Source organism: Pseudomonas sp. S34, assembly GCF_009866745.1.
Lineage (GTDB): Bacteria > Pseudomonadota > Gammaproteobacteria > Pseudomonadales > Pseudomonadaceae > Aquipseudomonas > Aquipseudomonas jessenii.
In genome coordinates, this window is the sequence record NZ_CP019398.1 from 688,057 (window position 1) to 715,022 (window position 26,966).

Here is a 26,966-nt window from a genome sequence, read left to right on the forward strand (position 1 = left end):
AAAAAAGGCGACCGGTTTTACGCGGGCGCCTTTCTGGTTTGATTGAATGCTTACAACAAATCGTACTGCTTGAGTTTCTTGCGCAGCGTGCCCCGGTTAAGCCCGAGCATCTCGCTGGCCTTGGTCTGGTTGCCCTTGACGTAGTTCATCACGCACTCGAGCAGGGGAGCCTCGACTTCGGAGAGCACCAGGTTGTACACATCCGTGACGGCAGCGCCCTCAAGGTGGGCGAAATAATTGTGCAGCGCCTTCTCGACACTCCCGCGAAGGGTCTGACCTTCTTCGCTTGGCGTATTGAGGTGCTGTTTCAAATTCACGTTGTCGCTCACGGGTGTTGTTCCACTCACTAAAGTCTCGGTCATCATCGTCATGCGGCCACCCACTCTCCGTCCCCTGTCAGGCTCTTGTAACGCTCGGCGAAAAACGCCCGAACGTTGGCGCATTGTGCATCCGTACCATCCAAACGATTGAAGTGGGCGCGAAACTCCCTGGCGCCCGGCAGGGTTGCGAGATACCAGCCCACATGCTTTCGAGCAATGCGTACGCCCATCACATCACCATAGAAGGCGTGCAGGGCAGCCAGATGCTCTAGCAGAATGCGTTCCACCTCGATCAGTTCCAGCGCCGGGAGTTTCTCGCCGGTACGCAGGAAATGGTCGATCTCGCGAAAAATCCATGGCCGCCCCTGGGCAGCCCGGCCAATCAACAGGCCATCGGCACCGGTCGCGTCGAGCACGTACCGGGCTTTTTCTGGCGAATCGATATCGCCATTGGCGAAGACCGGAATCGACACCGCCTGCTTGATTGCGGCAATGGTGTCGTACTCGGCTTCACCGGTGTACAGGTCGGCACGGGTGCGGCCATGCACCGCCAGCGCCGTAATGCCTGCCTGTTCGGCGATCTTCGCCACCGTCAGGCCGTTCTTGTTGTCCCGGTCCCAACCGGTCCGGATCTTCAGGGTAACCGGCACATCGACCGCAGCCACGACGGCCTGCAGGATCTCGGTTACCAGGGGTTCATCCTTCAACAGTGCGGAACCGGCAGCCTTGTTGCAGACTTTTTTTGCCGGACAGCCCATGTTGATATCAATGATCTGCGCACCCATTTCAACGTTGGCACGGGCGGCGTCCGCCAGCATCTGCGCGTCCCCACCGGCGATCTGTACCGAGCGTGGCTCGGGATCACCTTCGTGGATCATGCGCATGCGCGACTTGCGGGTGTTCCACAAACTCATGTCGCTGGTGACCATTTCCGAGACGACCAGTCCCGCGCCCAAGCGCTTGCACAGCTGACGAAAGGGCTGGTCGGTGACACCCGCCATGGGGGCGAGAATCAAGCTGTTATGTAATGTGTATGGGCCGATGCGTACCGCCGACATAGGACTTCCCTGTTGTGGGGCCGGATCATGAGAGTTCGAAAAAGGGTTGGCATGATACCCGCTCTCGATGACTGGATAAAGGCTGAATTGAACAAATTCTGAACAGTTATTCTGTTATTACCCGTGGTTTGGTTTGCCTGGAGCAGTCAGAAAGCCGGCGTTAATCCGGGAGTAACGAAGCGTTTTACTCCGGAGAGTGGAAGCTCAGACTGTAGTTCACGGCCTTGGCACCTGGGTCGAGAATGTCCAGGGCGATGTGGATCGGCGTTTGCGGAGGCATCTCCGCCATGCCTTCGAGATCGCCATTGAGGTACTCGCCAGGCTTGAAGCGACGACTGGCGATCAGATGGCCATTGAGGTCGGCGAAACGCAGTTCCAGCAGCGGGAAGGGCTGGGAGAAGGGCGCGCGGTTATAGATGATCGCATCGACCACCAGGGCGCCATTGAACTCGGGGTGGCTGCGCACCACCAGATTGCTGCTTTTGATTTTCGCGATGTCGACTTTGGAGGGCACGGTGCAGCCGATTTGCGGGCACAGTTGCTGGAACCACGGGCGATATTGATCCTGTCGCGCCAGTTCGTCGAAATGGTAGGCGATGTACTGGCCGGCGAGGGCGCCAGCGGCAATCAGCACCAGCAGCAACCACAACAGCCGTCGGCCCCAAGGTGAACGGCGTTTTTGCCAGTCCAGTTGCAGCGGGTCGTCGGTCAGGTCTTGCAGCGCTTCGGCGCGTACGCCCGGTTCGCTGCGTTCGCGTCGCTTGCGCAGCGGTTCTATCGAGGGCAGGTTGTCGTCGATTTCGCTCTCGTCGGCGGCCGACAGGCGTTCGTGGTTCAGCGGCGCATCAAGAGGGTCGTGCAATCGCAAATGGGGTGGTTGCGATTCGTCGTCGAGATCAACCGGTTCCAGGGACAGCGAAGGTTCGGTGCGTGAGGTTTTGCTCGTTTCGACCGTCGGCTCTGGTGTTTCAAGGCTGTCGAGCGGTTCGTCGACTGGCGCACGATCGGCCGCCGACGCGCTGAACAGGCTGTCGGACCACGGCTCCTCGTCGTCCTGCCCGGCGCTGTCGCGACGGGCGCTCAGCGAGTCGTCGCGATGGCGGCCGAGTTCGGTGGCCGGCTGGATTTCCCGCTGTTCGAGCCGGGCGAGTTCTTCGTCGAGGTCGAGACTGTCCAGGTCCAGTTCGGTCGCGCTCCATTGCTTTTGGCTGATGGCGCGCGGTGGCGATGGCTCAAGGGGCTCCTCAGGCTGCACAGGCGGGAGCGGCGTCGCGACCGGTGCTTCCTTGCCGGCCTGCTCAAGCAACTGCCTGGTGGCATTGAATACCTGCAAGCAGGAGCCGCAACGAACCACCCCGCGAGCCACGCTCAACTGGGCATGGCTGACGCGGAAGCTGGTTTGGCAATGCGGGCACTGGGTGACGAAGCTGTCGGTCATGCGGCGATCCGGATTATGCAGGCGATCATTCTAGCGCCGACGGCCAGTGATGCGCACCCAGCCATCGCGATTGGCGATCGGGTCCAGATCGAAGTCCCTGGCGTAGGCGGCAGCGACTTCGTCACCCTGTTCGGCGAGGATGCCCGACAGCGCCAGGCGACCGCCCGACTTGACCAGGCCCGACAGCTGCGGCGCCAGGGAAACCAGCGGGCCGGCGAGAATGTTGGCCACCAGCACATCGGCCTGAACCTGTGGCAAATCTTCCGGCAGATACAGTGGGAACAATTCATCAGCGATGTTATTGCGCCCGGCGTTGTCGCGGGACGCTTCCAGCGCCTGCACGTCGATGTCGGTACCCACGGCCTCCTTGGCGCCCAGCAGCAGGGCGGCAATCGCCAGAATCCCCGAGCCGCAGCCGAAGTCCAGCACGTTGCAGCCTTTCAGGTCCTGGCCGTCGAGCCATTCCAGGCACAGTGCGGTGGTCGGGTGGGTGCCGGTGCCGAACGCCAGGCCCGGGTCCAGCAGCAAATTCACTGCATCAGGCTCCGGTGCGGCGTGCCAGCTCGGCACGATCCACAGGCGCTGGCCGAAACGCATTGGCTGGAATCCGTCCATCCAGCTGCGTTCCCAGTCCTGGTCTTCGATCACTTCGCTGTGGTGCTCGGGCAACGGGCTGCCGGTCAACAGCTCCAGATGGGCCAATACCGGGCCTGGCTCGGTGCCGCCTTCGAACAGGGCCAGCAGGTGCGTGTGGGACCACAGCGGCGTGGTGTTGAGTTCCGGCTCGAAGATCGGCTGATCTTCGGCGTCCATGAAGGTCACCGACACGGCGCCCACTTCAAGGAAAGCGTCTTCATAGGTTTCGGCTTGTTCTGGGCTGATGGCGAGACGGACTTGCAGCCAAGGCATGGCGGGCACCTTTGAAAAATATTGATTGCAGCCTAGCGGGCTGCGAGAAGCGCGCAAGTTTACGCGAGCGCGGGGCTTTTGTGGGAGTCCACTGTGCCTGTGGGAGCGGGCTTGCTCGCGAAAGCGGTATGCCAGTCAATAAATGTTTGCCTGACACACCCTCTTCGCGAGCAAGCCCGCTCCCACAGGGGGGGGTGAAACCTTTAGAAACAACAAAGCCGCCCGAAGGCGGCTTTGTTGATCGGGTCGAAGCTTAGTGCTTCTCGCCAGCCAGCTTGTGCTCGAGGTAGTGAATGTTCACGCCCCCTTTGCAGAAGCCTTCATCGCGGGTCAGGTCGCGGTGCAGCGGGATGTTGGTCTTGATCCCGTCGACCACGATTTCGTCCAGCGCATTGCGCATGCGCGCCATGGCTTCGTCGCGGGTTGCGCCGTAGGTGATCAGCTTGCCGATCAACGAATCGTAGTTCGGCGGAACCGCATAGCCACTGTACAGGTGCGAATCGACGCGAACGCCGTTGCCGCCTGGAGCGTGGAAATGCTTGACTGTGCCCGGGCTTGGCATGAAGGTTTTCGGGTCTTCGGCGTTGATCCGGCATTCCAGCGCGTGACCGCGGATGACCACGTCATCCTGGGTGAACGACAGCTTGTTGCCGGCGGCGATGCTGAGCATCTCCTTGACGATGTCGATGCCGGTGACCATTTCCGAAACCGGGTGCTCTACCTGGACACGAGTGTTCATCTCGATGAAGTAGAAGCGGCCGTTTTCGTACAGGAACTCGAAAGTGCCTGCGCCACGGTAGCCGATATCGATGCAAGCCCTGACGCAGCGTGCGAGTACTTCCTCACGTGCGTTTTCGTCGATACCCGGTGCCGGCGCTTCTTCAAGAACCTTCTGGTGACGACGTTGCAGCGAGCAGTCGCGGTCGCCCAGATGGATAGCCTGGCCCTGGCCATCGGAAAGTACCTGGACTTCCACGTGACGTGGGTTGGTCAGGAATTTTTCCAGATAGACCATCGGGTTGCCAAACGCCGCGCCTGCTTCGGAGCGGGTCAGTTTCGCCGAGGAAATCAGGTCTTCTTCCTTGTGCACGACGCGCATGCCGCGACCACCGCCGCCGCCAGCGGCCTTGATGATCACCGGGTAACCGACTTCGCGACCAATGCGCAGAGCGGTTTCTTCGTCTTCCGGCAGCGGGCCGTCAGAACCCGGAACAGTCGGTACGCCGGCAGCGATCATGGCGTGCTTGGCCGATACCTTGTCGCCCATCAGGCGAATGGTTTCGGCTTTCGGGCCAATGAACGCAAAGCCGGATTTCTCGACCTGCTCGGCGAAGTCGGCATTTTCCGCAAGGAAGCCGTAGCCCGGGTGAATGGCGGTGGCGCCAGTCACTTCGGCCGCGGCAATGATTGCCGGAATGTGCAGGTAGGAGTGGGCGGCCGATGCCGGACCGATGCAGACGGATTCGTCTGCCAGGCCCAGGTGCATCAGTTCCTTGTCAGCCTTGGAGTAAACGGCGACGGTCTTGATGCCCATCTCTTTGCAGGCGCGCAGGATCCGCAGGGCGATCTCACCGCGGTTGGCGATCAGAACTTTTTCCAACTTCGCAGTCATCAAAGGCTCTCCGCGGTTCAAACGATGGTGAACAGCGGTTGGTCGTACTCAACCGGCTGGCCGTCTTCGACGAGGATGGATTCGATCACACCGCTGGTTTCAGCTTCGATGTGGTTCATCATCTTCATGGCTTCAACGATGCACAGGGTGTCGCCTTTCTTCACGGTCTGGCCGACTTCTACGAAGGACGGCGAGGTTGGCGAAGACTTGCGATAGAACGTACCGACCATCGGCGAACGGGCAACGGTGCCGTTCAGTGCTGGCGCGGCGGCGGCAGCAGGTGCGGCAGCGGCAACCGGAGCGGCGGCAGCAACAGGCGCGGCAGCCGGAGCATGCATTGGAGCTGGCGCGTAGTACTGCTGAGCCGGGGTCTTGCTATGACGGCTGATGCGTACGGACTCTTCGCCTTCCTTGATCTCGAGCTCGTCGATGCCGGACTCTTCCAGCAATTCGATCAGTTTCTTAACTTTACGGATATCCATGAATCATCAACTCCCAAGGGTCGGTCAGGGGCGGTTAACTTGTTGTTCAAGCTGTTCCAGGGCGGCCTCCAGGGCCAGTCGATAACCGCTGGCGCCAAGGCCGCAGATCACTCCCACCGCTACGTCGGAGAAGTAAGAGTGATGGCGGAAAGGTTCGCGTTTGTGCACGTTAGACAAATGCACTTCGATGAATGGGATGCTCACCGCCAGCAGCGCGTCACGTAATGCGACACTTGTATGTGTAAAAGCTGCTGGGTTGATCAGAATGAAGTCCACGCCTTCACTGCGGGCAGCGTGGATGCGGTCGATCAATTCGTACTCGGCGTTGCTTTGCAGGTGCAGCAAATGGTGACCGGCTTCGCGGGCACGGCGTTCCAGGTCCTGGTTGATCTGCGCCAGCGTCGTGGCGCCGTAGGTGCCCGGTTCGCGAGTGCCGAGCAGGTTCAGGTTGGGTCCGTGCAGAACGAGTAACGTCGCCATCGGCGGTTCCTATGTTATCTGTGAGCAATTGTCAGAACCCGGCGACTATGCCGCAAAGCCTTTGTGACTGTCCAGTTCTCTGCAATAGCCAGCACGATGACCGATGTTTGCGCGAAATATATGACTGCTTGATTAAAATTGGTCATTCGCCCTGGTTACACGTTCGGCGAAGTCCCTGGCGTTGATCTCGCCGATCACCCGCACATCGGCGCGTTCGACACCGTCCTTGCCGAAAAACATCAGGGCCGGGGGGCCGAACAACTGGTAGCGATCGAGCAGGGCGCGTTGCTCGGCGTTGCTGGCGGTGATGTCGAAGCGGATCAGCCGGTAACCCTTGAGGCGTTCGATGACGACAGGGTCATCCAGTACCTCGCGCTCGATGACCTTGCAGCTGATGCACCAGTCGGCGTACCAGTCGAGCAGCAGCGGTGTGCCGGACGACCGGGCCTCAGCGAGCACGCGGTCCAGATCGGCGGAAGTGCTGACGGTTTGCCAGGTGCTGGTGTTTTGCGCGGGTCCGTTGTTGTCAGCGATACGGGGCTGGCCGATCGGGTTGAACGGATCGGTCTGGCCGCTGAAGGCGCCATACCAGCAGGCCAGTGCGTAAAACAGCAGGAACATGCCGAACAATTGCCCCAGGCGTTTGCGTGGTGGTTTATAGACGAACTCCAGCGCACCCATGAACAAGCCGACACCGCCGGCCAGCAAGCCGATCAGCAGCAAGGTGACCTGGCCCGGCAAGACGCGGCCGAGCAGGCCAACGGCCAACCCGAGCAACAACACACCAATCGCGTTTTTCACGTAGACCAGCCACGGACCGCTCTTCGGCAGCCAGGCTGCGCCACCGGTGGCCACCAGCAACAGCGGCGCGCCCATGCCGAGGCCGAGCACGAACAGTTTCAAGCCGCCGCCCAGCGCATCGCCACTGGCGCTGATGTACAGCAGCGCCCCGGCCAATGGCGCCGAAACGCAGGGTGAAACCAGCAAGCTGGAGACCACGCCCAACACCGCGGCGCCCCACAGTGATCCGCCTTCGGTGCGGCCGGCGATGCGGTCCAGGCGACTGCTGATGGCATGCGGCAGCTTGAGTTCGAAGACGCCGAACATCGCCAAGGCAAACACTGCAAAAAACATCGCGAACGGCACCAGCACCCAGGCCGATTGCAGCCGCGCCTGTAGATTGAGCTGGGCGCCGAACAGGCCCATCAGGGCGCCGAGCAGGGCAAAACAGGCGGCCATCGGCAGCACATAGGCCAGTGAAAGATTGAAACCACGCCAGCCACCGACCTGACCGCGCAGCACCACCCCGGAAAGGATCGGCAGCATAGGCAGCACGCATGGCGTGAACGTAAGGCCCAGGCCAGCGAGGAAAAACAACGCCAGTTCGCGCCAGCTCCATTGATAAGCCGTCGCCGGAGCGCCGCTGCCGTCGATGCTCAGGCGCTCGGTTTCCGGCGGATAGCACAGGCCTTTGTCAGCGCATCCCTGATAGGTCACGACCAGGGTGAAGGCGCGTTGGTCGGTGCGCGGCAATTCGATGTCGAGAATGCCGTGGTAGACCTCGACATCGCCGAAGTATTCATCGTGCTTTTTCTGGCCGTTGGGCAGTTTCGCCGCGCCGAGGAGGATATCGGCCGGATCGGCGCGAAATTGAAAGCGGTGGCGGTAGAGGTAATAACCTTCGGCGGCGACGAAACGCAACTTGATCGATTGCGGCGTGCTGTCAACCAGACTCAGCTGGAAAGCTTCGCGCACCGGCAGGAAGTCGGCGCTGTTGTTGATCGAGCCCAGGCTTGAGCTGGGTCGGTTCTCCAGCAAACCAGTGGCGCTGGCCGGCAGGACGAACACTAAAAACAACAGGCAGAGCAAGCGGCGCATGACGATCTCGCGTATCGGAATTGGGGGGATGATAGCGGACAGTTGCAGGGTGTGCAGCGGGGGAGCTTTGTGGTGAATGTTCTGATGCCTTCGCGAGCAAGCCCGCTCCCACATTTGATCTCTGGTGTTCACAAATGATGTGCACACAACAGAACCAATGTGGGAGCGGGCTTGCTCGCGAAAGCAATCTATCAGACGCGGAAGGCCTGCACGGCTGTATGCAATCGACCACCCAACACCAGAAGATTTTCTCCCTGTTCACGGCCTTCGCCGATACGCAGCAGGTTATCCCCTCCCAACTGATGAATACGCTCACTGTGGTCACGGATTTCGCTGACAGCACCGCTTTGCTGGGCGGTGACATCGGCGATGCGTACCGCCGTGTCGGAAATGGTCTGGATCGCCCCGACGATTTTATCCAGCGCGCCATCAGCGGCCTGGGCCTGGCTGGCCGTGGCTTCGGCGTGTTCGACCTGGGCGCGCATGCCCTCCACCGATTGTCGCGCGGCGGTTTGCAGCCCTGCGATCAGCGTCTGGATTTCTGCGGTGGCCCCGGCGGTACGTTGCGCCAGTGAGCGCACCTCTTCGGCCACCACCGCAAAGCCTCGGCCCATTTCCCCGGCCCGGGCCGCCTCGATGGCGGCGTTCAAGGCCAGCAGGTTGGTCTGGTCGGCAATCGAGCGGATCACCGTCAACACGCCGCCGATGGTGGCCGACTCTTCGGCCAGGTGTTCGATCATTTGCGCATTGCCTTGCACTTCATCCACCAGCGCATGCAGGCCGGTGAGGCTCAGACCGATGACTTTCTGTCCGTGCTCCACGGCCAGGCCGGCGTGGCGGCTGGCTTCGGCGGCCTGGCTGGCGTCGCCGGCGACTTGTTGAATGGTCGCTTCCAGTTCGCTGAGGGAGTCGCGGATCAGTGCCGTGTCGCCAGCCTGATGCTCGGCACCGTCATGCAGGTCGTTGCTCAGGTCGGCCAGGGTGCGGCTGCTGCCGGCCACCTGTTCGGCGTTGCGGCGAATGGTCCCCACCAGGTCCACCAGATAAGCGCGCAAGCGGTTGAGGGAGGCTTCAATGTCATGCAATTCGCGGTTGGTGTTGCCCAGTTGAATGTCGCGGCTGAAGTCGCCTTCGGCCCAGGTCGAGAGGGCCGGGGCGAGGTTGGTCAGGGTCCGGGCGAGTTTGCGTTGCAGGGTGTCGATCAGCAATGCGATCAACAGAATCAAGCCGATCATCACGCCTTGCATCAGCCGTACTTCACCCTGGATCTGCCCGTGCTGGGCGCGCACCACCGGTTCCATCCCGGCAATGGCCTGTTGCACGTCGGCGATTTTCAGGTGGGTCGCCGCGCTGAGGTCGGCGCGCTTGCGGATTTGATCGCGAGTGCGCGAGAGCTCGGCCGGATAGCGGATGAGCAGGCTGTTGAGCTCGCGCTTGAGGCCGACGCCGGCATCTTCGGCGACGGTTTTTTCCGTGTTCTCAAGGCCCATCATCGAGGCGAAATCGTCGGTGTTCGACTCGCTGCTGGTGGTCACGCCCAGCAATGGCAGGGCATCGAGTTTCTCTGCCTGGATGCGGATGTTGGCCACTTCGCGTTCGACATCGGCGGCCAGCTCGCTGCGGCCGCTGCTGACCAGTTTGTCCCGGGTCAGGGACAATTTTCCCAAGTGTTGCGATGCGGTGAGCAGCGGCGTGAGGTAGGCCGCATTGCCGCTGGCGTACTGGCTAAGCTGATCGAGACTGGCGCCCAGTTCCCGCTCGGCCTGCAGCAGCAAGGCCTGCGGATCACCTGCCAGTTTGCCGGCGGCCAGCAGGTCGGTCTTGCTGAATTCTTCAAGGGTCGACAGGCTGGGGCGCAACGCCTCGGCCAAGGCCGGTGGCAATTCGCCGAGTTCTTTTTGCAGGCTGTCGATGCCTTGGGCGGCACTGCTCAGGCGCAGCGCATCGCCGCTGCCCAGGTAATCCTCAATGCTGCGGGCGACGTCATTCTGAAATTGCTGCGACAGGCCCAGGTAGCGCTCCATTAATAGATATGGACGCTCCAGGGCTTTCTGCGACCACCACAGCGTAGCGCCGAGGGCCACGCACACGGCCACCAGAAGGAGGGTATTGAGATTGGTCAGCAGCTTCAGGCGCATTACGGACTACCAACGGCAGAAATGGTAAGTGCCTGAAGTTATTGCGTTTCTGTTACAGGGTTATGACCGTATCGGTCGATTCCGATAAAAAAGTGGCACTTTGCTTTGATGTGCGTGCGCCCTGTACGCGATTGCGTCCGCCGTGTTTGGCGCGATACAGCGCTTCGTCCGCCTGGTTGGCCATCATCAGGCTGTCGGAGCTTTCGCAAAGCTCAACCACTCCGGCACTGAAGGTGCACCACAGATCCTCGGGTTGCGCGGGGTAGTGAATCTCGGCAAAGCGCTGACGGATTTCATCGAGCACGTTGTAGGCCGCTTCGATATCGGTATCCGGCATTACGATGGCGAACTCTTCGCCACCGTAGCGGCCGATGAAGTCGGTTTTGCGCAGGCGTTGCTTGAGAAACAGCGCCAGGCTCTTGATGACCCGGTCACCCATGGGGTGGCCGTGGCTGTCATTGACCCGTTTGAAGTGGTCAATGTCGAGCATGGCAAAGCTCAGCGGCTTGCTTTCGCGGCGGGCGCGGAACGAGCAGTCTTCGAGCAATTGCAGGATATGCGTGTGGTTGTATAACCCGGTGAGACTGTCGCGGACCATCCGTGCCTTGAGGTTGCGTGCCCGGGCCGCGCGGTTGCGCACGGTGGTGATCAGGTGCCGGGGCTTGATCGGTTTGGTCAGGAAGTCGTCGCCGCCCTCGCTCATGGCGTCGAGCTGCTTGTCCAGGTCGTCTTCGGCCGACAGGTAAATGATCGGCACGCTGACGTAACGATCGTTATGGCGGATCACCTTGGCCAGTTCCGTACCGGTGCAGGCCGGCATGTACATGTCGAGGATGATCAGGTCCGGCTGGAAGTCCGCCAGTTCGGCCATGGCCTGGATCGGCTCGATGAGCGTGCGGGTGACGATCCCGGCGCTGTTGAGCAGGCGCTCGGTGTGCAAGGCCTGGGCGCGGGAGTCGTCGATGATCAGCACTTTATAAGGCTCGTACTGGGCAACGCAGGTCAGGACTTCGATCTTCTCCAGCAGGCTCGACGCTTCGAGGGTGCCGGTAAGGAATTCCTGGCCGCCGGCACGCACGGCGGCCAGGCGGGTCGGGGTGTCGGTTTCGTGCAGGCTGAAGAACAGCAGCGGCAGCTGATGATCGAGGCCTTCCTGGGCTTCGGCGGCCAGTTTCAGGCCGACACCGGTGCCACTAAAGTCCACGTCCATGACAATCGCCGCCGGCATGCGCTCGACCATCGATGAGCGAAACGCGTCTACGCTGTCCAGGGACTGGGCGCTGAGGCCGAAGAATTCCAGTTGTTTGGCCAGGCGCTCGGCGCGGTCGTGATCCTGCAACATCACGTAGATGGGCTTGCGCAGCGGCGGCAGGAAGGTTTGATCGAGTTGGTCGCCATGGCGCAGGCCGGTGCGTGACAGGCGCTGCATCAAGCGGTTGAGATCGGTGATCAGGCCACTGCTCAGGCGTCCGCGATTGGCGTCGACCGCCTCCAGTGACTGACCGATGTGGCGTGCCAGTTGCGAGTGTTCCGGTTGTTCGAAACGCTCGGCGAAACGCAGCAGGCGCAGATTGGCCTCGCTCAGTTCAGAAAGGTCGGCGGTGGACCACTCACTGCGTTGCAGGCGCTGCCATATCTCAAGAATCTGACGAGCCTGATGAATTACCCGCTGGGCAAAGTGGTGCTTGAGGCGCTCGCGGCTGGGATCTTCTGGCTCGGTCATATCCTGACTACTAGTTAGGGTGCACACTGAGGTCGAGTGGTGGCTCTATGCTAGCACCACTTTTCCATTACATGAGTGCTGTACGTCAATAATCTGCAATGTGTCTTTATTCAGTTTGTGACTGGACGGTCTTGTTCTAGCCTTTCAAGTCGCGGTTTTAAGGGGCGAAGTACCTGAATCAGGGCACTTGGCGGGCGTGGGGTGGAAGTGGACGAGTGACGGAACGCCGGCCATTCATGATTTTTTTGCCAGTGCTGATCGGCCCGTTTTTTTGGGCTTTAGAGGGTCGGGGATTCCCTTAGGGTGGCAATCCAAACCATTAGGGGGGATTTTGAGGGTCGCAGCGTCGTCGGGTGCACAGACGTTCTTTTGATCCGCAAGCCCGGTAATTTTCCACATCGGTGCGATGGCGGGTGCCGGGCCAAGGCACGTTGTTGTATGGTTGTGGTCGAACCGTTGAACTCAAGAGCTTGAAAGGATATCGCCATGCTGGACTGGAAGAACCGCACAGACAGTGCGCCTGAACGTACCGCTGAACCGAAGTCGGAGACCCGCAGTTATCTGGGTGGTCTGTTGTTCAGCCGGGCGCTGGCCACTCTGCTGGGCATCTACCTGTTGGTGGCGAGTGTCCTGGGCTGGTACTGGAGCCAGGAGCCGGCGCTGTTCCCGGTCCAGCAAACCGCTCAACTGGCGGCCGAGAAAGAAGGCAAGCAGATGGTCGTCGGCTACACCACGGTGGAAACCCTCAAGACCGTAGCCGGCACCTTGCTGACCAAGCCGGGCGGCTATATTTCCAACGACCGATTCCCGCCAGGCCTGTGGATGGACAACATGCCGAGCTGGGAATATGGCGTGCTGGTGCAGGTCCGCGACCTGAGCCGGGCACTGCGTAAAGACTTCGCCCGTTCGCAGTCGCAGTCCGCCGAAGACGCCGACCTGGCAAAGGCCGAGCCGCGTTTCAACTTCGACAACAAGAGCTGGGTGCTGCCGTCCAGTGAGTCCGAGTACCAGGAAGGCATCAATTCCCTGAGCCGTTATCAGGCGCGCCTGTCCGATCCTAACCAGAAGAGCGCGTTGTTCTATGCCCGTGCCGACAACCTGAACAACTGGCTGGGTGACGTCGGCACCCGTCTGGGTTCGCTGTCGCAACGACTGTCGGCCAGTGTGGGCCGGGTCAAGCTCAACACTGCGCTGAAGACCGAGGTGGTGACGCCGGGTGTGGCGCCGCAAGTCGATGAGGAAATCGTCGAAACCCCATGGCTGCAGATCGACAACGTGTTCTACGAAGCTCGCGGCCAGGCCTGGGCTCTCTCGCATTTGCTGCGCGCCATTGAAGTCGACTTCGCCGATGTGCTGGCCAAGAAGAACGCCACGGTCAGCGTGCGCCAGATCATTCGTGAACTGGAAGCGTCGCAGGAGCCGGTGTGGAGTCCGATGATCCTCAACGGCAGTGGCTTCGGCGTACTGGCCAACCACTCGCTGGTCATGGCCAACTACATTTCCCGGGCCAACGCGGCGGTGATCGATTTGCGTCAACTGCTCAATCAGGGCTGAGTCATGGTCGATAATGCCAGGGAGGCCGCGCACCGTGCGGCTTCCGATGCCGAACAGATCGCCTGGGTTGACGAGCAGGACAACCTGCTCGGCGCCCTGGTCCGTTCCGATTTGCGCGAGCGCGGGCTGATCGGGCGCGGCACCTACATTATGTTGTTCAACTCCGCTGGCGAGCTGTGCGTGCATCGCCGCACCCTGAGCAAGGCAATCTATCCCGGTTTCTGGGACGTGGCGGCGGGGGGCATGGTGCTCGCCAGTGAAACCTATGCCGAGTCGGCGGCAAGGGAGCTGGAGGAAGAACTGGGCGTGAGTGGCGTGGAACTGACCGCCCATGACCACTTTTACTTTGAGGACACCGGCAATCGCCTGTGGTGTTCGGCGTTCTCGGCGGTGTGGGACGGCCCGTTGATCCTGCAACCGGAAGAGGTGCTCGAAGCGCGCTTTATCCCTATCGATCAGGTCATGCTGGAAATCGAGCAAAAGCCTTATTGCCCGGACTCTCTGGCCGCATTGAAGCGCTATTTGCGCTCACGCCGGATCGACGTCGCAAAACAGCTATAAATTGGCGCCGATTGGCTCTTAGCAATCGGCGTTTTTGCCGTTACACTGCGCGACCTTTTTAAACTGAAGCGGTATGGCTTCCTGTAGGAGCGAGCCTGCTCGCGAAAAACGCAAGAACGACACGGGCTGTCTGACGTCCCGCGTCATCGTTGACGTCCATCGCGAGCGAGCTCGCTCCTACAGTGAAATGAATGTCGTACCGTTTCAGTAGCGCTGCCCCTGCCTGAGTGGGGCTTCGCGGTCGATAGCCTTCCCAAGTGCTGCGACCAGTCTTTGTCCTCCGAAGAGGATTGCCGGTGGCCAAAAAAGCCGCATCCTTCGCCGCCTTGGGCGGCCTGGTATTTTCCACCGACGCAGGTCGTCATTGCCCGGAATGCAGTAAACCGGTGGACGCCTGCATCTGCAGACAGACCGTTATCCCGGCCGGCGACGGCATCGCTCGCGTGCGTCGCGAAAGCAAGGGCCGTGGCGGCAAGACGGTGACCACCATCACCGGCGTGCCGTTGGCTGAAGACGCGCTCAAGGACCTGGCTACGACGTTGAAGAAACGTTGTGGTACCGGTGGGGCGCTGAAAGACGGTGTCATCGAAATCCAGGGCGATCATGTCGAGCTACTCTTGGCAGAACTGATCAAGCTCGGTTTCAAAGCGAAGAAGTCCGGCGGCTAGCAGCCTCTGTGAAAACCACCCTCGGCTTGATCCGGTCCTGATGACATTCAGGTCCGGCATCGTCTACATGGTTTTCACAGAGCCTGTTCATGACCGGTATCTAAACTCACTGCGGTCGGCGGGGTCTATTGCCTCGTTGACGAACCGTCATTTTCATTCTTTAGACTGCGCCGGCCTGAACCCAGGCGACGCACTATGACTTCTTTATAGGGGACTTCGATGTCCGTACGACGCACACGCAAAGACGATGGCAGCCAATGGACAGTTGCGGACAGCCGCAGTGTTTACGGGATTCGCCATTGGGGGGCCGGGTATTTCGCGATCAATGACGCCGGTCGCGTCGAAGTTCGTCCGAACGGTCCGAGCAGCTCGCCTATCGACCTGTACGAGCAAGTCGACCAGCTGCGCAAAAGCGGCCTGTCCTTGCCATTGCTGGTCCGTTTCCCGGACATCCTGCAAGACCGCGTGCGTCAGCTGACCGGCGCATTCGACGCCAACATCGAGCGTCTGGAATACCAGAGCAAGTACACCGCGCTGTACCCGATCAAGGTGAACCAGCAGGAAGCGGTGATCGAAAACATCATCGCCACCCAGAACGTTTCCATCGGCCTGGAAGCCGGCTCCAAGCCGGAACTGCTGGCGGTGCTGGCACTGGCGCCGAAGGGCGGCACCATCGTCTGCAACGGCTACAAGGACCGCGAGTTCATTCGCCTGGCGCTGATGGGCCAGAAGCTCGGCCACAACGTGTTCATCGTGATCGAGAAAGAATCCGAAGTCGGCCTGGTGATCGAAGAAGCGGCTTCGCTCAAGGTCAAGCCTCAGGTCGGCCTGCGCGTGCGCCTGTCGTCCCTGGCCTCGAGCAAGTGGGCGGACACCGGCGGTGAAAAATCCAAGTTCGGCCTGTCGGCGGCGCAACTGCTGTCGGTGGTCGAGCGTTTCCGCGCGGCGGGCCTGGACCAGGGCATTCGCCTGCTGCACTTCCACATGGGCTCGCAGATCGCCAACCTGGCGGACTACCAGCACGGTTTCAAGGAAGCGATCCGTTACTACGGCGAATTGCGCAACCTCGGCCTTCCGGTGGATCACATCGACGTCGGCGGTGGCCTGGGCGTGGACTACGACGGCACGCACTCGCGTAATGCCAGTTCGATCAACTACGACATGGACGACTACGCTGGTGTCGTGGTCGGGATGCTCAAGGAATTCTGCGATGCGCAGAGCCTGCCGCACCCGAACATCTTCTCCGAAAGCGGCCGTTCCCTGACCGCGCACCACGCGATGCTGGTGATCCAGGTGACCGACGTCGAGAAACACAACGACGACGTGCCGCAGATCGAGAACAAGGAAGCGCTGCCGGAAACCGTGCAGTGGCTGGTGGACCTGCTGGGTCCGACCGACATCGAAATGGTCACCGAAACCTACTGGCGCGCCACGCACTACATGAGTGATGTTGCCTCCCAGTACGCCGACGGCAAGCTGACCCTGGCCGAGAAAGCCCTGGCCGAGCAGTGCTACTTCGCCGTGTGCCGTCGCCTGCACAACTCGTTGAAGGCACGCCAGCGTTCCCACCGTCAGGTGCTGGACGAACTCAACGACAAGCTGGCCGACAAGTACATCTGCAACTTCTCGGTGTTCCAGAGCCTGCCGGACACCTGGGCCATCGACCAGGTCCTGCCGATCATCCCGCTGCACCGTCTCGATGAAGAGCCGCTGCGTCGTGCGGTACTGCAAGACCTGACCTGTGACTCCGACGGCAAGATCAACCAGTACGTCGACGAGCAGAGCATCGAGACCAGCTTGCCGGTGCACGCGTTGAAAGAAGGTGAGGACTACTTGCTGGGTGTGTTCCTGGTCGGTGCCTACCAGGAAATTCTTGGCGACATGCACAACCTGTTCGGTGACACGGATTCGGTGAACATCTACCAGAACGCCGATGGCAGCGTGTACCACGCCGGTATCGAAACCCACGACACCATCGAAGACATGCTGCGTTACGTGCACTTGTCGCCGGAAGAACTGATGACCCACTACCGCGACAAGTGCGCCAGTGCCCGCATCAGCGCAACCGAGCGCACGCAGTTCCTCGATGCCTTGCGTCTGGGGCTGACCCGTTCGTCTTACCTGTCTTCCTGAGGTAAGCGTCACGCTCATCAGGTCGTCTGAAAATTTACCGTTCGCTGCGGAAATTTCAGATGACCTGGTGCGGCAATTCTCCTGTTCCAAGCGAAATTTCCAGCATCTTCGACGACCCAACGCATTTGGTCTTCTTTTCGCGTAGGTTATTTCCTAATTTGTATTTCGGCACTCTACTCGGCCATGTCTCTCAGCGAGAATCCCCGGCCGCCCCTCCTGTAGAGAAACGCCGATGTTCAATCCAGTCAGCGAACCGTCATTTCGTCTGGATGTAGCAGGTCTGCCCGATTCCTTAGAGGTCCTGGTCTTTACCGGCAGAGAAGCCATCAGCGAGCCGTTCGTGTTCGACCTGGAACTGCTGATCGAAGACCCGGTGCTTGACCTTGCCAGTTTGCTGTATCGCCCTGCCTCGTTGCATTTCGGACCAGCCGGAAGCTACGTGCATGGACAATTGCATGAGCTCGTCCAGCGTGACCACGCCAGCGGACCCCGACTCTGCCAGGTGCGCCTGGGGCCAAAACTGGCTTGCCTGGCCCAGCGCTTCAGCCAGCGAATCTTCAGTGCCCGTTCAGTGCCGCAAATCCTCGACCAGGTCCTCAAGGAGCACGGCATTACCGGCAAGGATCGACGTCTGGAGCTAAGTGGCCAATACCCGCCCCGGGATTTTTGCACACAATATCGAGAGTCAGACCTGCAATTTCTCCAGCGACTGTGCGCCCAGGAGGGGCTTCACTACCACTTCGAACACCGGGCCCGCGGGCACTGTGTGGTGTTTGGTGATGACCGGCAGCATTTTCCAACCGGCGAACCTGTGGTATTGCGCAGCGAGGGCGATCGACCGACGGTGCGGCAGTTCGAACGTCGGCGTAGCGGTGGGACGGCTGTGCAGTGCGCCGAATGCCGGACGGACCTGGCGACCTTGCGCAGCGGTCGACTGATGCCACTGTCCGGTCATCCGGTTGCCGATTGCAATCGGCTCTGGCTGCTGACCAGGGTTGAGCATTGGGGCAGCCAGGATACGACGACGCCTTACCACAACCAGGCCCGTGCCCTGCACTGGCCGGCACCCATCAAACCGCCCTGTGTGACGATCGAGCCAAGGATGCATGGCCCGCAACGGGCGTGGGTTGTCGAGGTCGATGAGCCAAGCCCTGACCCGCAAAGGCCGGTACCGGTGCAATTCGACTGGCTTTATCAGGGCGAAGGGGCGACGCCCAGTCATTGCTGGCTGCCCCTGGCCAGGCAGTTGCAGGCCTCGACGTTCACGTCGATACGGGAAGGGACTGAGCTGGTCGTGGGTTTTGTCGAGGGCGATCCCGATCAACCGCAGATAACCGGGGTGCTGCATGCGCCGGCAACGGTCGAGGTGACGGACGTCGACACCCCCCAGCCCGGCTGCACCCATGATGAGGGCCTGGAGCAATGGTTGCGCTCGGGGGAGCCATTGCTGATGTTGTGCCTGCTACCCGGTGGCGGCAGCTTCAACCATTGCGCACAGGCTTTGTGCACCTGTCGTCTGGCGACGCAGCTTGGCCAGAGCTCTGGAGCATGATTGCCACACGTACGCCCGAGGCCCCCCCGCAGTGGCTGTTGCTGGATGTGCCGGGCACGCCGCAGGCGGGTGTCACACTTCGGCAAATGTTTGCCCAGGCCCGATGGTTCGGGTTGTTCGAAGGCACGGAGTGGCATGCACTGCATGAACAGGGGCCGGTCCTGGTCGATCTGCGCACCTGCCCGGCACTGGCCGATTTATGCATCGTCGACGGAAAACGCTGGCCCGGACTGCTGGTGGTCAGCGAGGCGGGCGCTTCGTCGTTGCTGGCGCATTTGCGGCGCATGCTCACGGTCACGCTTGGCCTGCACCGGGCCCTTTTGAGTTACTACAACCCAACCACGGCCAGTTATTTTTTCGATGCCTGCGATGCGGTTGAACTGAGTCGATGGCTAGGACCTATCCACCAGTTACGCTGGTTCGGCGGTAGTTGGGCCGACCGCGCGATGGGGTGTGAGGGCTGGCAGCGCTTGTCCAACCCGGGGTTGTCGGTCAGCCCGTTGGCAGTCGAGGAAAGCCTCAGCGTTGGGCAGCAGGGAAAATTGCAAACCTGCCTGCTCGAGCAGCATGCCTGGCGCTGGAACCGATCCACCGGTGTCGATTTTCCCCGCCTGTGGGCTCATGTGCAGGAGGGGATCGCGCTGGGGTTCAGTGAGCGCCCGGTGCTCGATGGCTGGATATGGCTACGCCTGCAGTATCCCGACGCGGCGCCCGTGCAGCCGTTGCCGGGCGGAACTCAACAGGAACGCCTCGATCACCTGCGAAACCTGTGGCAGAACGATCCACCCTGGCCATGAGGTCGAAATTGATTGTCGGGGCCACGCCCGATCAGTGAATACCGCCGGCGAACCAGCCATCGTTACGGCGCAGGCGCCAGGCGATCATGCCAAGGGTCAGGCTGCGCAGCAGCATGAACAACAGAAAGGTTATCCACAGGCCATGGTTGCCCCCGCCTTGCAGTGCCCAGCCGAAAGGCAGCACCAGCGCCACGGTCAACAGCATGCCGTTGCGCATTTCCCGGGCGCGGGTGGCGCCGATGAACAGGCCGTCGAGCAGGTAACTCCAGACGGCAATCAGCGGCAGTACGGCGAGGTAGGGCAGGTAGATGAACGCGGTGTCGCGCACACTTTGAATGTCGGTCTGCATCTCGATGAACAGATGCCCGGCGAACAGAAACAGCGCGGCAAAGCCCAGGCTTGCGAGCAACGACCAGCCACCGGCCACCACCAATGAACGGCGCAGGGCATCGCGGTTACGGGCGCCAAGAGCATGTCCGCACAGGGCTTCGACAGCGTGGGCCAGGCCATCGAGGGCGTGGGCGGTCAGCAGCAGGCCATTGAGCAAGAGAGCGTTGGCCGCGACCGTGGCGTCGCCCAGCCGTGCGCCTTGCACCGTGATCAGGAAGAACACCGATTGCAGTGCCAGGCTGCGGATGAAGATATCGCGGTTGACCGCCAGCAATGGCCGCCAACTCTGCCACAGCGCCAATGCCGCCCAGACGATATGCCCGGGGTAGGCGCGCAGGGCTTTGCGGGTCATCAGCAAACCGATCAGTGCGCCGGTCCATTCGGCAATCACCGAGGCCCGGGCAGCACCGACCACGCCCCATTCCAGGCCGAGGACGAACCACAGGTTCAGGGCAATGTTGACCAGGTTGGTGCTCAGCAAAATCGCCAGGGGTGCCCGGGCATTCTGGGTGCCGAGGAACCAGCCGACCAGGGCATAACTGGCGAGCGCCGCCGGCAGGCCGAACAGGCGGGTATGGAAGAACTCGCGGGTCAGCTGATCGAGCTCAGCCGACGGTTGCATGAAATGCAACGCGACCCCGCTCAAAGGCACGCCCACCGCACCCAGGACCACGGCCAGGCCGATGGCGAGCAGCAGGCCCTGCAACAGAATCTGCCGCAAGGCGGCACCATCCCCACGCCCCGCTGCCTGGGCGGCGAACCCGGTGGAGCCCATACGCAGAAAGCCCATGGCCCAGGCAAGGAAGGTGTACAGACTGGCCCCGACCGCGACGGCGCCGAGTTGATGGGCGTGGGGCAGGTGACCGATGACGGTGCTGTCGACCAATGCCACCAGCGGTACGGAAATGTTCGAGAGAATCATCGGCGCGGCGAGTGCCCAGACCCGGCGATGGGTAGAGCGGTCGCGCCAGTCGGCGGTCAGGTTGGACATGCAGGCTCCTTGGAGGAGCGGGCATTGTAGCGGCACATCGAGGGCGAGCCGCGATCAATTGTGGGAGCGGGCTTGCTCGCGAAAGCGGTCGTCCAGTCAATAATGACTCGACTGACCTGCCGTCTTCGCGAGCAAGCCCGCTCCCAAAGTGATTTGTGTGGGGTCAGTGGATGATCCAGCTGAGCAACCACAGCCCCAGCACCAACCAGATGAAACCCATGATGAACGACGCATTGAGAAAGGCGCGGATCGCTGACCACAGCAGGATCAGGCCGAGGATCAAGGTCACGATGCTGATGACCGAGGTATCCATGCCCAGCGCCTGGGACAGGCCTTCGATGAAATTGCTGCTGGCGTTGCTCAACAGATTGAACAGACCACTTAGGCCATCAACGATGAAGCGGATGATCGAGCCGAGTACCTGGCCGAGCCATTCGGAAAAACCTTCTACCTGCATGAAGTGAACGTCCTGTTTAAAGAGAATTGAGTCTTGGGCTGTCGATCATGCTGCCGAGTTTCCACAAGCATAGAGGGTTGCACAATACCTGTGGGAGCGGGCTTGCTCGCGAAGGCGTCATGACATTCAACATCAATGTTGACTATCAGTCAGCTTTCGCGAGCAAGCCCGCTCCCACAGAAAAACAATGCCAACCGCTCCAACTTTGTCACTTGCCTTCACCTGTGATCCCCCCGAAGCTATACGTCTTCAGGAGAGCCCGATGAACCTTGTTGAACTGACCGAACGCCTGCACGCCATCCGTGACCGCAATGACTGGCGGCAATTTCACAGCCCGAAAAACCTGGCCATGGCCGCGAGCGTGGAAATGTCCGAGCTGGTGGAAATTTTCCAGTGGCTGAACGAAGACCAGTCACGCCAGTTGCCGGCGGACAAACTCGCCCACGCCGGGCAGGAAGTCGGTGACATCGTGCTTTATCTATTGCTGCTGTGCGGCGAACTGGGCCTGGACATGGACGCCGTGGTGCGCAGCAAACTGGCGGACAGCGAACGGAGGTTCAGCTGATGAGCGACCGTCATTTCGATCAACTGGCGACCCGTTTCGCCGAAAAAATCTACGGCGGTGCCAAAGGCGCGATCCGTCTGGCGGTGTTGCAGGCCGATCTGGCCGAAATCTTGCCCGACCGGCCGCTGCGCGTGCTGGACATCGGCGCCGGGCTTGGCCACATGTCGTTGTGGCTGGCACAGCGCGGCCATCAGGTGACCCTCGCCGAGCCTGCCGAGCCGATGCTCGAAGGCGCCCGCCAGCGTTTTGCCGAAGCAGGGCAGAGCGCCACGTTCATTCAGGCACCCTGGCAGGAGCTGCTCGGGCAACTCACCGAACCCTACGACCTGGTGTTGTGCCACGCCGTGCTGGAATGGCTGGCCGAACCCCACGCCATCCTGCCGGTGCTGCATCAGCTGACCAAGGCTGACGGCTGGCTGTCCCTGGCGTTCTACAACCGTGACGCGCTGATATATCGCAACTTGCTCAAGGGGCATTTCCGCAAGATGCGCAAGAACGACATGGCCGGCGAAAAGCAGAGCCTGACCCCGCAACAGCCCCTTGATCCGCGTGAGCTGGCGGCGCAACTTGAAGGTCTGTGGCAGGTCGAAACCATGAGTGGCGTGCGGGTTTTCCACGATTACATGCCGGTGGAATTCCAGGCCCGCGCCGAGCTGGCGGATCTGCTGGAAATGGAGCTGGCCCACCGTCGTCATCCGAGCTTTGCCGGGCTTGGACGTTACTTGCACTGGATCTGTCGGCCTGTCTGATCGGAGCACGCAATGAAAAGTCATTCAGGTGTACTGGTGTTCTGCCTGGGGCTGGCGGCCTGTCAGGGCAGCAACCCCTATGTCGCCACGTCCAACCCATTGCCACCGGCGCCGCCCCAGGCCGCCAACACCTTTGACCGCAGCGCTTACCCGGCAGCCCCCCGTGACTATGGGCGCTACCGCAGTTGGGCCTGGCTCGACGGGCATCTGCCACCGGGCACCGCCTGGGCCGACTCGGCACAGATCGCCGAAGCGGTCAGCAATGCGCTGGATCAACGCGGCTTGCGCCCATTGCACGACAATCGCCCGGCCGACCTGTTTGTCAGCGCCGACCTGCGCCTGGAAACCCGTTTGCGCCAGGTACAGGACGACTATTACGGCGGCGGTTATGGTGGCTACAACGGCTACGGCCCTGGATATGGCGGGTACGCCACCGTACCTGTCGTTCGTACCTATCAGGAGCAAGTCGTGGTGGTTCAGGTGGATATGTTTGACGCCAGGAGCGGCCAGCCGGTGTGGAGCTCCAGCGCTGAAACCGGCAACCGGGGCAGCGAAAGCGAGCGGGCCGATGCCATACGGGAGGCTGTGAAAAAGGCAATGTCGGCGTATCCTCCTAGTTAGCTTCTTGTAGATAAGAAGCATTCCGCAGGATCATGCCTTCAACCGGAGACTCATCATGTTCCGCCGTTTTGTTTTACTGGCAGTGGCCGCGCTGCTCAGTGCCTGCGCCGCCAACCAGGTCAATCATGACTTCGACGCCAGCCGCGACTTTGCTGCCTATCGCAGCTGGACCTGGAAAGAACCCGCCCTGCAATACCGTCCCGACGATCCACGGATCAAGAGCGACCTGACCGAGCAGCGCATCCGTCAGGCGGTTGCCGATCAACTGGATCAGCGCGGTCTGCGCCCGGCCGCCGCAGGCGCCAAGAGCGATTTGAATGTGCAGACCTACCTGATTGTCGAAGAGCGGCAACAACAGGTGACCACCAATTACGGTGGCGGCTGGGGTAACCCGTGGTATGGCTACTACGGCGCCCCTATGTATAACGAAACCCGCAACGTCAGCTACAAAGTGGCGACCATCCAGATCGACCTGCTCGATGGCAAGGACGGCAAACTGGTGTGGCGTGGCAGTGACGAACAGATACTCAGCCGCACGCCGAACCCGACGGATCGTCGCGATGCCATCTGGGAAACGGTCACGCGGATATTGGCCAACTACCCACCGCACGCATCCTAGAGTCAGCCAGTCTCTCAACCCCTGTGCCCTACAGGGGTTTTTATGCCTGGCACTGGCGAGCCTGGGGATCGACCTGAACAAAGTCGAGGTGGGTGCCAACCTCCGTTGTCACTCGGGACGCCCATCCCCGGCGATCTGATCCGGCAGCACAATCGGCAGTTCTATGCAGAAACGCGCACCCTCGGTGGAGTTCCTGACGCTCAGCTTGCCGCCCATGTTCTCGACAATGTCATAGCTCACCGAGAGCCCCAGACCGGTGCCGAAGCCCACCGGTTTGGTGGTGAAGAACGGCTCGAAAATCCGCTCCAGCAAACGCGGGTCGATACCGCCGCCGTTGTCCTCGACCCACAGGCGTACCGAGTGTGTATCCCGTTCGGTGTACAGCGAAATCCACGGCTTGAACCCGGGCAGGGTTTCGCGCTTGCCGAGCAACGCGTCCCGGGCGTTGACCATCAGGTTGATCAGTACCTGTTCAAGCTGATCGACATAGCCGCGCACCTGCACTTCAAAACCGGTTTCGCTGATGCGCAGGTCGACGCCTTTGTCGCGCAGGTCCTCGGACAACAGTGAGAGCGTGCCTTCGATGGCCTGGACCGGGTTGAACGGTTGCTGCTCGGTTTCCGAGCGGCGGCCGAACACCCGCATGTGGTCCACCACCCGCGCGGCGCGCTGCACTTGCGTGTCGATGCGCGTGAGCTTGTCGATCAGGTAATCGACCTGTACGTCGCCGTTGTTCAGGCGCTTGAGTACGTTGACGATAGCCATGCGCATCACGTTCAGCGGCTGGTTGATCTCATGGGCCAGGCCGGTGGCCATTTCTCCGAGGGTGGCCATTTTCGCGCTTTGTGTGAGCTGCTGCTGCGCGCGCCTCACCTCGGTGTTGTCGCGCCCCACGGCCTGGACCTCGAGCAACCGGCCGTGTTCATCGAACACCCCACGATCGGACCAGACCCACCAGGCGTGTTCGCAGCCGGGCAGTTGCAGGTTGATCTCGGCGGTGCTGACCGGAAACTCGGGGCTCAGTCGGTTCAGCCGCTGGATGAATGCAGTGCGCTGTTCCCCGGACATCCAGTCGCCCAGATTCACCCCCGGCAATTGTTCGGGCGCCAACTCCAGACAGGTGGCCAGCGGGCGGTTGCCGAAGGTCAGGGTCAGGTCCGGCTGGTAGCGGCAGATCATCGCCGGCGAGTCTTCCACCAACATCCGGTAGCGTTCTTCACTCTGCCTGACCTGTTCGGTGGCCAGGGTCGCTTCGGTGATGTCCAGCCACAGACCCACGGCTTCCACCGGCAGGCCGAGGTCGTTGCGCAACAACTTCGCTTCATCCAGCAGCCAGTGATAGTCGCCGTGACTGTCACGCAACCGATAGCGGGCGCGCACCGAGCCTTCACGCAGCAACAGCCGCGTGCGCTCGAAATACTGCGGTCGGTCGTCGGGATGCACCCGCTCCACGAGCGCCCCGGGTGCGCAGTCGGCGAGGGTCCAGCCGAGCAGTGGCAACAGGCTGTCGCTGAAAAACACCGGGTGCAACGCACCGTCGACATAGCGCTGTACGTAAATCACCGCCGGAGAGCTGGCGATCAGATTGTCCAGGCGTGCATGGGCGGCGATGGCGCTCTGTTCCTGGTTCTTGATGTCGCTGATGTCGAGCATGAACCCCACCAGACGACGGTTTTTCCCCGCGCCAAGAGCCTGGCCTTGCAGGCGATACCAGGCGGGTGCGGGCGCACCGTAGGGGCGATACAGGCGCACGCACAGCAGCAGGGGAGTGCCAGTCTCCTGCAAGTCTTGCAGGCAGATGCGCAGCTCTTCGCGGTCGGCGGGATACACCTGATCGAGCCAGTCCTGCATGGATAAACGCGACATTCCAAGGTTCAGGGTAGTGGCCAGCGAAGGTGCCAACTGAACCTCGTCGCTGTCGCTAAAAACTTCCCACCAGCCTGTTCCCAGCAAGGCTTGCAGCGATTCCAGGCGTTCCAGTTGCAGGTGATGCCGGTGCTCGCGCAGGCGCCCGAGCAAGGGACTGGCGAGCGCGGCGGTGATTTGTAGCCAGTCGCGTTCCGTGACATCGGGGGCGCGTTTTTGCGCCGTGAAGAAACCGCACAGCAACCAGGCGACCACCCCTTGCGCATCATGATAGGGCACGGCGAAGCCATCGGTATTGCCGAACGCACCTTGCAGGCGCGGGTGTTCGCGCGGGGTCAGGTGCTGCGGTGCCGAGCCGCTCAAACTGTCCAGCCCCGTGCCCAGGCGTTGACCGTTTTGCCACAGTTGCGGTGCATCCAGGGCTGCGTAGTGCTGGTGAATCTGCCAACCATGTTCCTGCTCATCGAGCAAGGCGAGAGCAATGCAGGGGATCTGAAAACGCTGGGCCAGGCTTTGCAGTTGCTCGGTCAGCACCTCGGGCAGGCGCGTCAGGCTGCACAGGCGCAACTGTTCGGCGATTTGCTGCGCCAGCACCTGGCATTGTTCGCGGTTGCGCGATTGCAGGCGCTCAAGCAGCAAGTCGCCGATGTCCAGCATCTGCAACAACCAGGTATCGGCCAAGGGCTGCGCCCAGCCGCGCAAATGCAGCGGGGGGCCGTTGAGGCTGTAGAAGTCCAGGTCCAGGGTTTGCCCCTGCCAGTCCGCCGGCGAGCCTTCGATGACGAGGCTGCTGTGGGGCAACAGGAAGTCGAACAGATGCGGTGCCTGCTCGCTGGGGGGGTGCTGGGCCAGCAAGTGCCGCAGCGGACCGCTCAGTTGAACGACACGCCCCTCGGCATTGAGCTGCATCTGCAATCCGAAACTGTGCACCCGCGGTGCCTCTTGCGGCTCCGGCGGGGGCGGCGGATGGCGATGGAGCAGGCGCCCGAAGAGTTTGTCCCCGGCACTCAAAATTGCAGGCTCGCACTGGTCGTGAGGGTCGCCGGCAGATTCGGATGAATGGCGGCGGTCAGCAATCCCAGGGCGAACTCATTCGCGGCGGCACTTTTTTGTTTGTGGGGGAGGCTGGCTTTCATGAGTGCGTCTACCTTGACCATCACTGAGTAATGTCAGCATAGAATCATTCCGCCAAAATGGAGGTTTGGGTTGTGTACATATCCATTGCTGCGGTAACGGCGGCTGGCGGTTTCGCCCTTACGGCGAGTCCCTTTTGGCAAACGCCCCAAAAGTAACCAAAAGGTCTCGCCCCTTACGTACGGCCCCTCGCTTAGGCTCGGGGTTCCTTCGCTGCGGTATTCATCCGGGGGCATTGCCCTCCGGTCGGCTTCGCTTCGACCTGCATGCA

Annotated in this window: 24 protein-coding genes; 10 read left to right on the top strand and 14 right to left on the bottom strand. The window is 61.3% G+C overall.

From position 1 onward, the window contains the following. Positions 1-50 precede the first annotated feature (50 nt). The 10 genes from fis to gcbA all read right to left on the bottom strand — a co-directional run bounded on the left by fis (position 51) and on the right by gcbA (position 12,038). Positions 51-371: a DNA-binding transcriptional regulator Fis gene (gene fis / locus PspS34_RS02960; protein WP_015093301.1), complete on the bottom strand. Its 321-nt coding sequence runs from the start codon at positions 369-371 to the stop codon at positions 51-53. Next, positions 368-1,378, bottom strand: coding sequence for a tRNA dihydrouridine synthase DusB (gene dusB / locus PspS34_RS02965; protein ID WP_057712163.1), 1,011 nt, complete (start codon positions 1,376-1,378; stop codon positions 368-370). Before dusB ends, fis begins: the two co-directional genes overlap by 4 nt. A 184-nt stretch (positions 1,379-1,562) precedes the next feature. After that, on the bottom strand, positions 1,563-2,816 hold the full coding sequence (locus PspS34_RS02970; protein ID WP_154861084.1) for a DUF3426 domain-containing protein: 1,254 nt from the start codon (positions 2,814-2,816) through the stop codon (positions 1,563-1,565). A 30-nt stretch (positions 2,817-2,846) separates the two neighbouring features. After that, complete coding sequence (gene prmA, locus PspS34_RS02975) at positions 2,847-3,725, bottom strand: 50S ribosomal protein L11 methyltransferase (protein WP_008053952.1); 879 nt, start codon at positions 3,723-3,725, stop codon at positions 2,847-2,849. 253 nt (positions 3,726-3,978) lie between these two features. After that, complete coding sequence (accC, locus tag PspS34_RS02980; protein ID WP_154861083.1) at positions 3,979-5,337, bottom strand: acetyl-CoA carboxylase biotin carboxylase subunit; 1,359 nt, start codon at positions 5,335-5,337, stop codon at positions 3,979-3,981. Between the two features lie 17 nt (positions 5,338-5,354). Then, a complete protein-coding gene (gene accB / locus PspS34_RS02985; protein WP_008053948.1) occupies positions 5,355-5,819 on the bottom strand; it encodes an acetyl-CoA carboxylase biotin carboxyl carrier protein in 465 nt (154 codons plus the stop codon). Between the two features lie 24 nt (positions 5,820-5,843). Next, the gene (gene aroQ / locus PspS34_RS02990; RefSeq protein WP_007971361.1) at positions 5,844-6,299 is read right to left on the bottom strand and encodes a type II 3-dehydroquinate dehydratase; all 456 of its coding nucleotides are present in this window, start codon (positions 6,297-6,299) and stop codon (positions 5,844-5,846) included. Between the two features lie 132 nt (positions 6,300-6,431). Continuing rightward, complete coding sequence (locus tag PspS34_RS02995) at positions 6,432-8,177, bottom strand: protein-disulfide reductase DsbD (protein WP_154861082.1); 1,746 nt, start codon at positions 8,175-8,177, stop codon at positions 6,432-6,434. 191 nt (positions 8,178-8,368) lie between these two features. Continuing rightward, on the bottom strand, positions 8,369-10,315 hold the full coding sequence (locus tag PspS34_RS03000; RefSeq protein ID WP_154861081.1) for a methyl-accepting chemotaxis protein: 1,947 nt from the start codon (positions 10,313-10,315) through the stop codon (positions 8,369-8,371). 52 nt (positions 10,316-10,367) lie between these two features. Continuing rightward, positions 10,368-12,038, bottom strand: coding sequence for a diguanylate cyclase GcbA (gcbA, locus tag PspS34_RS03005; protein ID WP_057712158.1), 1,671 nt, complete (start codon positions 12,036-12,038; stop codon positions 10,368-10,370). Between the two features lie 486 nt (positions 12,039-12,524). On the opposite strand from gcbA, the gene PspS34_RS03010 reads away from it, so the two are divergent. From PspS34_RS03010 to PspS34_RS03035, 6 genes are all read left to right on the top strand, one after another. Further along, positions 12,525-13,592 carry a DUF2333 family protein gene (locus PspS34_RS03010; protein WP_150813551.1) on the top strand — a complete coding sequence of 356 codons (1,068 nt, stop codon included), beginning with the start codon at positions 12,525-12,527 and terminating at the stop codon, positions 13,590-13,592. 3 nt (positions 13,593-13,595) lie between these two features. Further along, entirely contained in the window at positions 13,596-14,153 is a 558-nt protein-coding gene (locus tag PspS34_RS03015) for an NUDIX hydrolase (protein WP_057712156.1), read from the top strand. A 296-nt stretch (positions 14,154-14,449) separates the two neighbouring features. Further along, positions 14,450-14,821, top strand: a complete 372-nt coding sequence (locus PspS34_RS03020) for a translation initiation factor Sui1 (protein WP_057712155.1) — start codon at positions 14,450-14,452, stop codon at positions 14,819-14,821. A gap of 219 nt (positions 14,822-15,040) precedes the next feature. Then, positions 15,041-16,954 (top strand): arginine decarboxylase, encoded by a 1,914-nt coding sequence (gene speA / locus PspS34_RS03025; RefSeq protein ID WP_057712154.1) that lies wholly within the window; start codon positions 15,041-15,043, stop codon positions 16,952-16,954. Between the two features lie 232 nt (positions 16,955-17,186). After that, a complete protein-coding gene (locus tag PspS34_RS03030; RefSeq protein WP_150813550.1) occupies positions 17,187-18,506 on the top strand; it encodes a contractile injection system protein, VgrG/Pvc8 family in 1,320 nt (439 codons plus the stop codon). Further along, positions 18,503-19,303 (top strand): DUF4123 domain-containing protein, encoded by an 801-nt coding sequence (locus tag PspS34_RS03035; protein ID WP_154861080.1) that lies wholly within the window; start codon positions 18,503-18,505, stop codon positions 19,301-19,303. The genes PspS34_RS03030 and PspS34_RS03035 overlap by 4 nt, the downstream gene beginning before the upstream one ends. A gap of 31 nt (positions 19,304-19,334) precedes the next feature. Here PspS34_RS03035 and PspS34_RS03040 read toward each other — a convergent pair whose 3' ends face one another. After that, positions 19,335-20,684 carry an MATE family efflux transporter gene (locus PspS34_RS03040; RefSeq protein ID WP_154861079.1) on the bottom strand — a complete coding sequence of 450 codons (1,350 nt, stop codon included), beginning with the start codon at positions 20,682-20,684 and terminating at the stop codon, positions 19,335-19,337. Between the two features lie 163 nt (positions 20,685-20,847). Then, a complete protein-coding gene (locus PspS34_RS03045; protein ID WP_057712150.1) occupies positions 20,848-21,141 on the bottom strand; it encodes a hypothetical protein in 294 nt (97 codons plus the stop codon). Positions 21,142-21,403: 262 nt separating this feature from the next. On the opposite strand from PspS34_RS03045, the gene PspS34_RS03050 reads away from it, so the two are divergent. Genes PspS34_RS03050 through PspS34_RS03065 form a run of 4 tightly spaced genes read left to right on the top strand, consistent with a single transcriptional unit; the run spans position 21,404 to position 23,695 of the window. After that, positions 21,404-21,706 (top strand): MazG-like family protein, encoded by a 303-nt coding sequence (locus PspS34_RS03050; protein WP_154861078.1) that lies wholly within the window; start codon positions 21,404-21,406, stop codon positions 21,704-21,706. Next, positions 21,706-22,455: a methyltransferase domain-containing protein gene (locus PspS34_RS03055; protein ID WP_008053922.1), complete on the top strand. Its 750-nt coding sequence runs from the start codon at positions 21,706-21,708 to the stop codon at positions 22,453-22,455. Before PspS34_RS03050 ends, PspS34_RS03055 begins: the two co-directional genes overlap by 1 nt. A gap of 12 nt (positions 22,456-22,467) precedes the next feature. After that, the gene (locus tag PspS34_RS03060) at positions 22,468-23,076 is read left to right on the top strand and encodes a DUF4136 domain-containing protein (RefSeq protein ID WP_057712147.1); all 609 of its coding nucleotides are present in this window, start codon (positions 22,468-22,470) and stop codon (positions 23,074-23,076) included. A 55-nt stretch (positions 23,077-23,131) separates the two neighbouring features. Next, positions 23,132-23,695 carry a DUF4136 domain-containing protein gene (locus PspS34_RS03065; protein ID WP_154861077.1) on the top strand — a complete coding sequence of 188 codons (564 nt, stop codon included), beginning with the start codon at positions 23,132-23,134 and terminating at the stop codon, positions 23,693-23,695. A 108-nt stretch (positions 23,696-23,803) separates the two neighbouring features. On the opposite strand, the gene PspS34_RS03070 is transcribed toward PspS34_RS03065, so the two are convergent. Both PspS34_RS03070 and PspS34_RS28770 read right to left on the bottom strand, forming a co-directional pair. Beyond that, the gene (locus tag PspS34_RS03070) at positions 23,804-26,572 is read right to left on the bottom strand and encodes an ATP-binding protein (RefSeq protein ID WP_154861075.1); all 2,769 of its coding nucleotides are present in this window, start codon (positions 26,570-26,572) and stop codon (positions 23,804-23,806) included. Continuing rightward, the gene (locus PspS34_RS28770) at positions 26,569-26,697 is read right to left on the bottom strand and encodes a hypothetical protein (protein ID WP_256355997.1); all 129 of its coding nucleotides are present in this window, start codon (positions 26,695-26,697) and stop codon (positions 26,569-26,571) included. The genes PspS34_RS03070 and PspS34_RS28770 overlap by 4 nt, the downstream gene beginning before the upstream one ends. Positions 26,698-26,966: the final 269 nt, after the last annotated feature.